The sequence below is a fragment of the Photobacterium obscurum genome, assembly GCF_026191635.1.
GTDB lineage: Bacteria > Pseudomonadota > Gammaproteobacteria > Enterobacterales > Vibrionaceae > Photobacterium > Photobacterium obscurum.
This window is the reverse complement of the sequence record NZ_JAKRRW010000009.1, coordinates 204,050-216,470: the sequence shown is the minus strand read 5'-3', so window position 1 is coordinate 216,470 and position 12,421 is coordinate 204,050. Positions and strand designations below refer to the sequence as shown.

At 45.7% G+C, this 12,421-nt stretch carries 10 protein-coding genes; 4 read left to right on the top strand and 6 right to left on the bottom strand.

Features of this window, described 5'->3' with window-relative positions; translation table 11 throughout:
• Positions 1 to 235: 235 nt before the first annotated feature.
• Positions 236 to 1,138 carry a LysR family transcriptional regulator gene (locus tag MD588_RS13690; protein WP_265697900.1) on the bottom strand — a complete coding sequence of 301 codons (903 nt, stop codon included), beginning with the start codon at positions 1,136 to 1,138 and terminating at the stop codon, positions 236 to 238.
• A gap of 100 nt (positions 1,139 to 1,238) precedes the next feature.
• Between MD588_RS13690 and MD588_RS13685 the strand changes: the two genes are divergently transcribed.
• Together MD588_RS13685 and MD588_RS13680 are read left to right on the top strand one after the other, a co-directional pair.
• On the top strand, positions 1,239 to 2,231 hold the full coding sequence (locus tag MD588_RS13685) for a zinc-binding dehydrogenase (RefSeq protein WP_265697899.1): 993 nt from the start codon (positions 1,239 to 1,241) through the stop codon (positions 2,229 to 2,231).
• Between the two features lie 5 nt (positions 2,232 to 2,236).
• A complete protein-coding gene (locus tag MD588_RS13680) occupies positions 2,237 to 3,256 on the top strand; it encodes a LamG domain-containing protein (RefSeq protein ID WP_265697898.1) in 1,020 nt (339 codons plus the stop codon).
• A 561-nt stretch (positions 3,257 to 3,817) separates the two neighbouring features.
• Here MD588_RS13680 and MD588_RS13675 read toward each other — a convergent pair.
• From MD588_RS13675 to MD588_RS13665, 3 genes are read right to left on the bottom strand one after another with little or no spacing between them, the layout of a single operon-like run.
• Positions 3,818 to 5,968 carry an FUSC family protein gene (locus tag MD588_RS13675; RefSeq protein WP_265697897.1) on the bottom strand — a complete coding sequence of 717 codons (2,151 nt, stop codon included), beginning with the start codon at positions 5,966 to 5,968 and terminating at the stop codon, positions 3,818 to 3,820.
• Positions 5,938 to 6,864 (bottom strand): HlyD family secretion protein, encoded by a 927-nt coding sequence (locus tag MD588_RS13670; protein WP_265697917.1) that lies wholly within the window; start codon positions 6,862 to 6,864, stop codon positions 5,938 to 5,940. Before MD588_RS13670 ends, MD588_RS13675 begins: the two co-directional genes overlap by 31 nt.
• Positions 6,865 to 6,885: 21 nt before the next feature.
• The gene (locus MD588_RS13665; RefSeq protein ID WP_265697896.1) at positions 6,886 to 7,116 is read right to left on the bottom strand and encodes a DUF1656 domain-containing protein; all 231 of its coding nucleotides are present in this window, start codon (positions 7,114 to 7,116) and stop codon (positions 6,886 to 6,888) included.
• A gap of 194 nt (positions 7,117 to 7,310) precedes the next feature.
• Here MD588_RS13665 and MD588_RS13660 point away from each other — a divergent pair, with 194 nt between their 5' ends.
• On the top strand, positions 7,311 to 8,186 hold the full coding sequence (locus tag MD588_RS13660; RefSeq protein ID WP_265697895.1) for a LysR family transcriptional regulator: 876 nt from the start codon (positions 7,311 to 7,313) through the stop codon (positions 8,184 to 8,186).
• A gap of 348 nt (positions 8,187 to 8,534) precedes the next feature.
• On the top strand, positions 8,535 to 9,761 hold the full coding sequence (locus MD588_RS13655) for a M20/M25/M40 family metallo-hydrolase (RefSeq protein ID WP_265697894.1): 1,227 nt from the start codon (positions 8,535 to 8,537) through the stop codon (positions 9,759 to 9,761).
• A 118-nt stretch (positions 9,762 to 9,879) separates the two neighbouring features.
• Here MD588_RS13655 and MD588_RS13650 read toward each other — a convergent pair whose 3' ends face one another.
• Together MD588_RS13650 and MD588_RS13645 are read right to left on the bottom strand one after the other, a co-directional pair.
• Positions 9,880 to 11,589 carry a class I SAM-dependent methyltransferase gene (locus MD588_RS13650; RefSeq protein WP_265697916.1) on the bottom strand — a complete coding sequence of 570 codons (1,710 nt, stop codon included), beginning with the start codon at positions 11,587 to 11,589 and terminating at the stop codon, positions 9,880 to 9,882.
• 157 nt (positions 11,590 to 11,746) lie between these two features.
• Positions 11,747 to 12,265 (bottom strand): hypothetical protein, encoded by a 519-nt coding sequence (locus tag MD588_RS13645; RefSeq protein ID WP_265697893.1) that lies wholly within the window; start codon positions 12,263 to 12,265, stop codon positions 11,747 to 11,749.
• Positions 12,266 to 12,421: the final 156 nt, after the last annotated feature.

The window sequence follows — 12,421 nt, the reverse complement described above, 5'->3', positions numbered from 1 at the left end:
AAGCTAATCTGTAGTGGCCTAAAAGATAAATGGACAGAAACGCGTTAGAGTACCAGCTCTAATGATGATGGCTTAAATAAGCAAAAGTATCTCGAACCACTTAACACTACCATCAAACGCAGCAAGCTATAACAACTGTACTCAACTTAGCCGAACCTAAAATGACACGTGTTTGCTGTCGTTTGGATAGCTTTTGCGACAATACCATTTAAACACGCCAAAGGACTTGGTGATGTCATTGACTCACCAAATGATCTACCAAAAAGTCAACAAAGACCCTAACCTTAGGAGCCAAATTTTCTCTATGCGGGTAGTAGAGGTAATAAGTACTGACTTTCGTGGCACGATGATAGTCAGGCAGCAAATGAACGAGTTCACCTGACTCTATATAGGGCTTTAAATAATAAGCCTCAAGAAATCCGATACCCATATGTGCCAAAATCGCATCACGACAGGCGTCTTGATTATTTACAATTAATGCGTTGTTTTGGGCGACGACAAAAGACTCTTCTCCATTCACAAACGTCCAATCTCCAATTTTTCCACTGCCTGACATACGAAAGCGTACTTGATCATGGGCAATTAAATCCGATGGTTCATTGATCTGAGGATGTGATGCTATGTAGGCAGGCGTAGCGCATAAAAAGAACTGCATGGGAATCAATCGCCGAGAAACCAGACCGCTTTCTGGCAACTCTCCCCCACGAACCCCAACATCAAAACCGTAAGCTATGGGATCTCTAGGTTGATCGTCAAAATAGATCTCAGGCTCTATATGCGGGTAAGTTGCTTTGAATTTGGGTAGCAAGGGTAGTATCAAATGCCGTCCAATACTGTGAGGAACACTGATCCTCAATTTGCCACTCGGCTTTTCTCGCCTGGATTCAAGCCAATTGTATGATGCGTCCAACTGAGCAAGAACGAGGCAATATCTCCGATAGAGATATTCACCTTCCTCGGTCAGAGAAAGTTGGCGTGTAGTTCGGTGCAGTAAGCGGGTACTAAGTTGCTGCTCCAGGCTCTTCACCTGTTTGCTGACGGCTGCTGGAGTTTGATTCAGCTCTTTTGCTGCCGCAGCAAAGCTTCCTAGTGCGACAGTTTTGACAAAAGCAGTAATGGCTTGAAGTGATGGTTGCATTATTAACTTTTAGTTGATTGTGAAGTTAGATTATAGGGTCTAATGTTACTAATTACAATTCGCTATAGTTATCTTGTCAACAACAAACAAGGTCAGAATCATGCGAGCAATTACCATCAACCAATATGGCGACACAAACGTTTTTCAAGCGGAAGAAATGCCTGTTCCTGCTATCAATGCAGATCAGCTACTAGTTAAGATCCATGCCAGTAGTTTGAACCCAAAAGATATTATGCAAAGAAAAGGGGCTTTTTATGATCCCTTGCCTGCCGTACTACATTCAGATTTTGCAGGTACAGTAGAAGCAGTTGGTGATTCAGCAAGTGACTTTAAGGTGGGTGATAAAGTCTATGGTTGCGCAGGAGGCATTGCAGGCCAGCAAGGATCATTAGCAGATTTTATCGCAGTGGACGCGGTGCAGGTCGCTAAGATGCCAGCAAATATGGATTTTGTTCATGCGGCTGCTTTACCACTGGTTGCGATTACCGCTTGGGAAGGACTCATCGATAAGGCTCAGGTTAAATCAGGTGATAAGGTTTTAGTTCATGGTGGGACAGGTGGAGTTGGTCACATCGCATTACAATTGGCAAAGACCAAAGGGGCTGTAGTCTCAACCACTGTTGGTGAAGATACCGTTGCAGCTATTGCGAGCACGCTGGGTGCGAACAATGTTTTCAATTACAAAAGCGTAAATGTAACCGACTATGTAAATGAGTTCACTGAAGGTAACGGATTTGACATCGTTTTTGATCCAGTCGGAGGAAGTAATTTTGCCAACTCTGTTGAAGCCGCAAGGTTTAACGGACACGTAATCAGCACTCAGATGTTTGGAGAGTTTAATTTAGAAGCTGCTGCGTCTAAAGCCCTAAGCCTGGATCTTGTTTTGATGCTGATCCCTCTTATTCACGGTAAAGGACGAGCACATCACGGTGAGATACTGAAGAATATCACTAAATTGGTGGAAGCTGATCTTGTAAAACCGTTGCTGCATAAAGAGGTTTTTAATTTCAGTAATGTTGGCCTGGCTCATCAAGCATTAGAAAATGGTAAGGTCACAGGAAAACTCGTCCTCATAAACGATAGCTGGGAGTAGTAGCAATGCGGAAGTTGTTATCAACAGCATTGATTAGTTCAGCGATACTTGTAAGTGCTCCAGCCTTATCAGAGAGTCTAAAATTCGTTAAGAATGCTAATGGCATGCAAGAGTATGCCCAATTAACTAATCTGCCTGAACGCTTTGGTACTGGAGAGTTTACTTTAGAGCTATGGATTAAACCTGACGCGAGTTATCCAGTTGGAGAAACACCTTGGCCGCAGAACCCTTATCCAAAGGATGAAGATGCCATAAATCAACATGCGATAAATGAAGATCAACTTACCAACTGGAGCGATTTAGATGAAGAACCATATTCATGGCAAGGTTGGTGGTGGCACGGCAATTGGCTGCTAGATGGATTTTCTCGAAACTATGGTGGACGTGATGGCAGCTTTGCACTTCAGTTCTATGGTGGCGGACGCCTTAGATGGTTCTTTGACGATGGAACTGGGCCAAGTGTAGAAAAAGGATATGTCTATAGCGTAGGTGCTTATCCTGCATCAACCACCCCTTCATTATTGGATGACCGCTGGCACAATGTACAAGCGGTGAGACGTTGGTCTGGAGATAAAGAAGCTGTATTAGAACTTTGGATTGATGGCGCACTCATTGCCAAAACTGAACTACCGACACGTGTCGATATGCAAGAAAAATTCTGGAAAGATTGGGGAGTTGGTAATCCACCAGGGCTTGAAGGATGGTTCTTAGGTGGTGAAGAGCAGGCTGTGACTGGAACTCATGTTGACTATAAATGGAATCAATTTGAAGACTATAAAGGTCTGGTCGATGAGATTAAATTTTGGGATCGAGCAAAATCGCCAAGCGAAATAAGCCAATATCAGCAAGCTGTTTCTTCAGAAGGCAATACAGGATTAGTCGGTCATTTTGACTTTGAGAAACTGGATCAACCAGCACGACATTTAGTGCGCGATAATTTGAATGATAAAGGGATTATGAGTTTACATCGCTGGCAAGCAAGCTACTTCAGTGATGAAAAGCCGCCTTTGACGCAATCTAAATAAATGAAGTGACAAAAAATCAAGAAGTTACCATTGCACCAAGGAGGGAAGGCAATGGTAATTTTCTTTAGCAGTTTTAGTTGCGAGAGTTTCTACTGACCGTGCTTCAACAGCCGATTACTGTATGGGTTTCTCAGGTACGCTTTTACCAAAAGCGAGCCTGAACTCCCAAACCCCATTAAGTCTTGCTACTAGGAGAAAGAGAGCGTAGCTAACACCTAGCAGTCCTCAGCATCCTCGCATAAGTACTGATATCGAAAACCAGCATTAACAGCCTGTGAATGAGCAACCACTCTAAATAGTTTTGGGGCATAAACGTGCCAGATAAAGAGGATGGCACGAAGTGGGACATCTCCGTATCACGAAGTTCGGAACATTCTAATTTTTAGGATAACCTCCAGTATCCTAAAACATGCCAATTGCCTACAAATGGGCGGCCAGATTTGCTAATCCACTACAGACCAAAATTATAGCCAGTATACAATACACGCAATTAAACTGGCGGAGAGATAGAGATTTAAACCCTATCCCTAGATACGCTACAAACGTATGCCGGTGTTTAAACTAAAGCGTAAAATAATTGTACTTAAGTTCACCGAGATTAGATGCTGATGCTTGCGAGGTTAATTGCTTGAAATCGGCAATGATCAGCTTAAGAGCGGCTAAGACCCGATAAAGGTGTAACGCCTGCTCTGCAGTCAAAGATACCAACAGCACAGAGTCTGCATTAATATTCTGCACACATTGATGCAAATGAGACTGCAGCTGATCGAGCTTATTCTCCAGCGGTTGAAGGTGTTCAAGATCGCCGGTACGTTCGAGTACACCGGACAAAGCCATTGCAATTTCAGCAAGTAATGTTGTCATTTGGGGGCTTGGGCTCTTTGACAGCCACTCCGCATAGCCATCCTGCAAAGAAATCAATCGTAAGGTTAAGGCATACAGCCTGGAGATAATCCCGGCAACCTTCTCTCTATCAAGCTCCGGATACCTCGGCCAATCGAGCCTAGCCATTGCCTGCTCAGCAAGCACCACTGAACGGAGTGGACTCTGCCCCAGTAAAAGCTGACCGAAATAGCGCGATAATCGCTGTCCCTTTTTACCACTCAAACTAAGTCTGCGTAGCTGCCAAGCAAACAGGTAACGTAACAGCTTAATATGGCGTAAAAATACTCGCTCCGGCAGGCTGGAAAACAAACCGCGGTTGACGAAGTAGATCACCAACATCGCCCCTCCTATCAAGAACAATTGCAGCAATGCTCCCTGAATATCATACACAGGCTGTAACTTGACCGCCCCCATCGTCATAATAATCAGTAGCTGTGATCCCAGCATCCGTGACAACACCTGCTGAGGCTGCGAGAACCAATACCAAATTCCAAAGCAATTCAAAAAATAAAACGTAGCCAACTGCCACACCTCGGTAAAATACGGCATTACCAACGCATACTGCAGCAAAATAACACATGACCACCCCACCATGTTGTAGGTTATTGTTTTTACATCACAAAATGGCATAGATACAACCACGCTGGCCAAGATAACGCCCAGCATGACAATCATCGAACCACCCGTCATAGGGACAAACAGCCATAAGCCGATAAAAATCCAGATCATGCCCCATGCCTTGAAAGCCTGACACACCCGTTCCAGTGACCAGCCCTGTGATGACACTTTTTGCACCACTTCAACCTGCAGAGTGTCAAGCGCCAAGGCTGCACACAATGTCTTCAGAATTTTGAAGCTCAGCTGATCCAAATCATTCAGTACCTGCTCCAGTTGCAGCATTGCACCATGCTGCTGGGGATCATCAGCAGCCTCATCTCGCAGCGCGATCATCACCGGAATCGGGTTATCACTATGCGAAGCACCCCGAAGCACGGCTTCTGCACTCACAAAGCGGCACTTGACCCGCGCCAGCAGTGCCTGAACATCCTGTTGGCTATGCTTCACCACCGCCGGATCCAGCAACTCACTAGCCTCAGACAGATGTCCGCAAAGTAGTGCCCACTCACGACACTGCACCATGAAACAGTTCCAGGCCTCGGCCTCACTCGCAATGTGGTAACTATCGACCTTCGCAGCCGGAAGCAGATCCTCAAGTCGGGTCAAAAACTTCAGTCCATCGCCAAACCCAAGCCCCTGCAAGCGTTCACCTTTCCCCGCCAAGGCAGCAACCGTTTTCTCGACATTGCCCTGCTGATCAGCAAAGAAGCTCAACAACGTGGAATGCAATACCCGCCGGCTGGATGTCGGCCAAAACAAACTGAACACCAGGGTAAAACAGACAACGCCCAGAATGGTCTCCTGTAAGCGAAGCACGCCCATCGAAAAGGTTAACTCACCGGACCGTTTGCCCATTACCACGATCAACGTGCACACCATCAAAGCCATGGACCAGATATACCCCGTGCGGGAGTTAGCCTGCCGATATACACAGAATGCGGCGAAGAAGGTAAAGCTCAGCAGAAACAGAAACTGTTGCTGGGCAAAAAAATCAACAAACAGAAAAGCAGATATTACCCCAATCAGAGTCCCAACCAATCGATGACGTCCTTTACGCAACGAGTGACCGGTTGTTTCCGTCACTGACATCACAATAACAGCGAACCCGGCCCAGTAAGGCTTATCCCACCCCAGCCACAAGGCACTCACAATCGCCAGGGTTAATGCCAAGGCAACTTTCAGCGGTAATTTACAACGCTCGCTAACCATCGTTCCCCCCCAATTTCTTGCTGTTCTGCATGAGGATGCTTGATGATCATCACCGAGGCGGATATCCCCACCCGTAGCTGCACACTATCAGGGACCGCATCAAGCTTAATCCGTACCGGAACCCGCTGTGCCAAGCGGATCCACTGGAAGGTCGGGTTGACATTCGGCAGCAGCTCCACACCGGTGCTTCCGTCTTGATGTGCAATACCGTAGCCAATACTCTCCACCTTGCCCTTTAGTGGTTGATCCGGATACGCCATCAAAGTCACGATGGCCAGCTCCCCCGGGCTGACATCATGGATATCGGTCTCTTTAAAAAAACCTTCAATCCAAAAGCTGTCTCGGTCAACCAATGCCAAAGATGGCTGATTGGCAACAACCTGGCTGCCGTTTCGCAGTTTTAGGTTCGTCACAAAGCCATCCGCAGGGGCCTTCACTTCGGTAAACGCTAGATTAAGAGCAACCTGCTCGACGGCGGCGCGGGCAACCATCACCCCGGCATCTGCTGCTTCTACCGCCTTGTTAACATTGATTAAGGTCGATATCGATACCGCTCCCGGATCGCGTTTATGCAGCGCCTGCCGGCGCAAGGCTTCATCCTGTGCTTTGGTCAGCACAACACGGGCCTGCACTAAATTGGCTTTAGCCTGATCAAGTGCAACCTGATAGGTACGCGGATCAATTTCGAACAATGTATCACCTGCTGAAACCACCGAGTTGTCCTTTACATGCAACGAAACAATCGGACCTGTCACCCGAGGCGTGATCTGGATCACCTGCGCCCTGACCTGTCCGTCACGGGTCCAGGGGTTTTCGAGGTAATGCTGATACTTCCAGCCAATAGCGGACAGAGCGGCCAAAACAAGAACCGCGGTCAGAGAAAAACGTTTTATCACAGACATACTCACAACAGGCAATCACGAAGGAATGAAAAAAGTGCCAATTAGCACGGTATAAATCACGGTCAGCGACAACTCGACCAGAGGCGGAATAATAAAAAAACGGTGCCAGCGTAATTTGTTCATCAGACGGACAGTAAGTGATGTTAAAACCAAGCCGAGCAATGCGGCGACCAACAACGGAGGAACATAGACATCGCTCAAGGCGATCTCTCGCGGGGCAACAAACAAAAAAGTGTTCATATTCATCAAATTATTTCAAAAACGCATATTCACCGCAGGCGGTAAATTATTACCCAGCCAGCATAATGAACATAAAGTGTGATGATACTCACGGATTTACCATTGATAAATAGTCATAAACGACACACAATCGAAACTAACAGTTTCGAATAAACCACGTTATACCCCTTACACAAATACGAGAGCAAACAGAGGATAGGATGGATCGACTAACCAGTATTGAGGTTTTTGTGCGTGCCGTAGAATGCGGCTCGTTTGTCTCCGTCGCAGAAGAGAAAGATCTCAGTGCCCAAATGGTCGGCAAACATGTCAGGGGGCTTGAAACTTTATTGGGTACCAAATTACTGAATAAATCTACCCGCCACCAAAGCCTTACCCCGGCTGGCGAACAATATTATCACCGGTGCAAAAACATCCTTGCAGAATTAAACGCCGCGGAAGAGGATGTTCACCGCACCCTGAATGAGCCCTGCGGTAAATTAACCATCGCAGCAGGTGTCAATTTTGGTATCAGCAGACTTGCACCAATAATGGCAAGGTTTCACAATGACTACCCCAAAATGAACATCGATGTGTGCCTGAACAATCAATCCATAGATTTGCTTAAAGATGGCTATGACATTATTTTTCTTGATCATAACCATGTAAGTGACTCCCTCATTGCGAAAAAGATACGAAGCTACTCCATGATTGTCTGCGCCTCTCCTCGTTATCTTGAACGCTTCGGAATACCGCAACACCCCAAAGAATTGGTCGGTCACCAGTGCCTGCAAAGCAGTTCGAGCAAAAACACCCAACAATGGCAATTTATTGATGGCGATACATTTTACTCCCCAGATATTTCATCACGACTAATGATCAACAGCGGACAAGCCATGCTCAATGCAGCCCTGGAGGACGCCGGTATTACCCTACAACCGATTTTCCAAGTTGCCGACGCCTTAAAAACCGGTCGACTAGTCCAGGTATTGGCGCAATACCCGCTTCAGAAGATCGACATATACATGATTTACCCTCCACACCTACGCAATACCGCTAGGCTAAACGCATTACTAAAATACTTTGAAGAAGAATGACGCAAAGTGGGTACGAATAAATAAATGATCTAACTTGCTATGGCGCAAAGGCGTGCCAGAACTGTTCACGTGACACACCTCTGGGCAGAAGTGGCTTAGGGGCAAAGATCTAAGCCGTTAGTTTCGAATAAGTTGAGTTTGGGAAAAGAGAACAGAGGAACCTAGCTCGGGGTGCCTATGAAGTCCGTGGCTATTCAAACACTTATTCTCATGTGGACTTAACGCTATGTTTAACAAGCTTTAGGTTAACGGCTTTCATCTATGGTAAGTTTATATATCAATATACTGGCATATGGAAAATTGGCAGTGAGATTGCGTTACAACTAGATAGATAAGAAGAGCTAAATAATGAGTTTAGAGAACAACACGGAACAGAAACACGCCTGGCAAACCACTATGCCACACGACCAGTTTGAGTTTATGAAGAAGGTACTTGCCTCGCCTTCGCCAATTGGTTTTGAAGCTGCAATGAGCTACGGCGTGATCAAACCTGAATTTGAATCTTTTATGCCTGCTGGTTGGGGGATTCATCAGTTTAAAGGGAATGCGGGTCTGGTTTTCGATTCTCATCCGGGTCGTGATGACCTGGTTAGCGTGATGATTGTTGGCCACGCTGACAAAATCCGCATGCAGGTACGAAAAATTGATGACGATGGCAAAGTGTGGATTAACACCGATTCTTTCTTGCCAACAACTTTGATTGGTCATGAAGTCAAAGTATTTTGCCAGCACCCCGATGAAGCGGGTAAATTCAAAGTGATTGAAGGGTGCACAGTTGAAGCTCTGGGAGCGATTCACTTCTCCACGCCTGCTCAGCGCACTGGTGAACAAGGTATTAAGCCAGAATCGATTTATCTGGAGCTGCACACCCATGGCAAAGATCGTAAAGCACAAGTTGAAGCTTTAGGGCTACGCCCAGGTGACCCGATTCTTTTAGACCGCCCAATTAAACATGGTGTTTCTCAGGATACTTTTTATGGTGCTTACTTAGATAATGGTCTGGGTTGTTTCTCTGTGACAGAAATTGCACGTTTAGTAGCAGATGAAGGTCTTGATAATGTTCGTGTCCTTTATACCATTGCAACCCATGAAGAGATTGGCCGATTTGGCTCTACACAGTTAGTAGGTGAGCTTAAGCCAGACGTATTAATTGCTACTGACGTAAACCATGACTACGAAGCGGCGCCTGGAATTGGCAACCGTAAAATGAACCCACTTAAGATGGGTGATGGCTTTACCATTGGTCGTGGCTCTGTCATTTCAGAGTTTTTAGTTCAGTCTTTAGAAAATGTCTGCCGTGAGTTAGACATTCCTTACCAGTTGGACTTCTCTGGCCGTGATATGGGCACAGATGGTATGGCAGCTGCGTTAGCCGGCGTTGATAGCGCGGCAATTACCATTGGTTACCCAATTCGTAACATGCATACATCGTCAGAGTCTGCGCACACGGGTGACCTACTTGGTTCTATCCATGCTCTTGCCGGATTATTACGCCAGTTTAATGCGCTAAATGACGGCAAGGGCATTACACGTGATGATCTAAAAAATAGCCATATCCGCCTGGATCACATCTAACTCACTGTTCATTCAGAATAAACTAACCAGAGGCGCATAATAGCGCCTCTATTTGCTTCCATGCATACCCGTGAGCATTGAATGGAGTGCAAAGGAAATTGCTGATACGCTCATCACATCACCACTCGCCCACCAGCAACCGACTTTTCACACCTTTCACCTGTAATCCCATTGCTTCAAACACATCTTCAAAGTTCCGACATTGCGTAGGCAAGTTCGGTAGCGACAACACCGCCTCATCAAAGAAACGGATTTGTTCCTGCTCACTCTGCCAGGCAGTTTGCCACCAATCCAAAATCCGATCTTTGGATTCATGCAGACGCTTGGATTTTGGCAACCTATCTTTCTTGTTCAGGTTCTCCTTGGTGGTCGTTGGCAACAAATTCCAGCGATCATTGTTCGGCCAGTAGGCAAACGGCAGGCAGTGATCAACATGGTACTGATCACTCAGTTTTGAACCACTCCAGACACTTTGAATAACCGTACCGCACTGACGAAGTGCATCCACTTTTTTGCGAACTTCGCGGGTATCATGGTCTTTATCAACCCAAATTAGGCAATCATAGTAAGTTTGTAGAGGTATACTACGCTCCTGATTTCGGCTGTAACTTTGCATTTCACGAACCCATTGATTCACTACTAATGGCTCAATCCATGAATGATATATACGTAAACAATCCCATAAGCTTTCATCCAGCACAAACTGGCCATAACTTTCAAGAAATGCAGAATCCACTATTAAAGATGATTGCTTGCGTTTAGTTTTTCGAACTACTCCAAATACACGATTTTCTTTATTACCGATGTAAGTAAACTTCACTGGATTTTGAATTATTGTATCTAGCGTATCTTTAAGTGTTTCCTGCAAAGCAGTAGCATCTTGACTAGTGAATATTGAGCCGATTGATAAATCATCAGCCCCCAGATGTTTGATCTTATGCCATCCATTTGACTTTACGAAGCCAAGCCCCAATTTAGGATTGGAATTCTGCTGAATATCACCAATATCAATTAAGCGTTTAAACTGGCGAATCCAGTATAGTCCGACGAGACCCAGTGGTATCGCTATTTTACCGTCAGTTCTGTCCAATACCGCTCCGGGATGAGCATCTGCAATACGTAACAAAGTACGCAGTAGAGCCAACTTATAAGTTGCTGACTTACAGTCATTGACGATAATATGGCGAACTTTGGTTAAATCTCCTGTACCATCATCAGGTAAATTGAAAACTACTGTTTGCCACTGAACATCATCCCGCCCCATCGCATCTGCATACCGTTCACTTTTATGGCATACATGAAGCGCATGATCTTTAGCAAACTGCTCTAACTCTTCAACCGACACACCATGAGAGGTTCGCCCATCACTAAAACTGCCATGACGTAGCGAAATAACCAATTTGCCATTCGCGGCGAGTAGATTGGCCAACTTGCGAAAAGCGCGCTTACGTTCTGATTTGGCGATATGCATCCAAACAGCCGAAACAAGAATCAAATCAAAACGTATCCCTAAATCAATGACTTTCTTTAATTCGGGTAGCATGTCATCAAGCCAAGAGACTTCCAGATCTTCGGTATGCTGCTGACCTAACCGGCGAAGAGATTCTGCAGGCTCAACTGCAAAAACGTCACAGCCATGTTCAGCAAACCATTTGGCATCCCGGCCACTACCCGCCCCTACATCCAAAACTCGAACAGGATGTTGCTGATCACCCGAGACAGGCCAATATGGCTTCCAGCTAGCGTGGACATCCCCAAAGGTAAGCTGCTGATAGCTGTCAGCAAGGTTCAAGGCATTTTGATGGTAGAAGTTTATATTCTGATTCACGGCAAATACGCTTACTCTATGCAATGTCACTCATTCTATTCCCTACAATTATTAATTGCATCAACAAGATAGAAAGAGCCTTAGAAAACGCACACTTTATCCTTGCCGCTATACAGTCAAGGGAAAGTACTAATTAAAGATAGTGACTTTGAAAAGCTTATGCCGCACCCAGCAGCTCTTCACAGCAATACTCACAAACCTGATCTTCATCCAGATAACCTGTCGGACGAATCATGTTGCAGGTTGCGCAATAATTGAAGTAATGCTTATTGGAAAGGATTTCCAGTAGCGCATTAATCGCTTCAATGACGTGATCAGCACGGTAGGTACCCATCATTTGCCAGCAATGTGCAGGCCTTGGCCCATCTTGCAAAGAGACTGTACACAACTTGATACTGATCGGTTTGAAATTGGCGTCGTTGTCACTGGCTGCCACGTTGTTCGCGCCACTGTCAGCACTGAAAAAGTCGATAGGCATATAGGAGCCCATGCGAACAAACGGGTAGTCGCAGCGAAGATCATCCAGGCTCAGGTATTTATCTCGTGGCATCCCTTGCTCTACGAGCAAGCTTTCCACGTAAACCAAGACGCCTTGTCGGAGGTTGTCGTCAAGGCACACCACGCCTTGGGTCAAGACGTCATATGCCTGTAATAACTGTTTAGTTGTTAACGTCACTTTCTACTACCTATTTGCTAACTAAGGGGCGCCGGTTCCTTGGGCATTAAGGTAATCATCTATGAGTTGCGTTGTTATTGTTGCTTCGTAATACGAAACAACTGTAGCACGCCATTTTCCACATTCAGCCCAATTTTTCACTACAAAAATCACGGT

Coding starts and splice junctions, on each gene's coding strand:
- MD588_RS13690 (WP_265697900.1), bottom strand. CDS start 1,138: ATGCAACCATCACTTCAAGCCATTACTGCTTTTGTCAAAACTGTCGCA.
- MD588_RS13685 (WP_265697899.1), top strand. CDS start 1,239: ATGCGAGCAATTACCATCAACCAATATGGCGACACAAACGTTTTTCAA.
- MD588_RS13680 (WP_265697898.1), top strand. CDS start 2,237: ATGCGGAAGTTGTTATCAACAGCATTGATTAGTTCAGCGATACTTGTA.
- MD588_RS13675 (WP_265697897.1), bottom strand. CDS start 5,968: ATGGTTAGCGAGCGTTGTAAATTACCGCTGAAAGTTGCCTTGGCATTA.
- MD588_RS13665 (WP_265697896.1), bottom strand. CDS start 7,116: ATGAATATGAACACTTTTTTGTTTGTTGCCCCGCGAGAGATCGCCTTG.
- MD588_RS13660 (WP_265697895.1), top strand. CDS start 7,311: ATGGATCGACTAACCAGTATTGAGGTTTTTGTGCGTGCCGTAGAATGC.
- MD588_RS13655 (WP_265697894.1), top strand. CDS start 8,535: ATGAGTTTAGAGAACAACACGGAACAGAAACACGCCTGGCAAACCACT.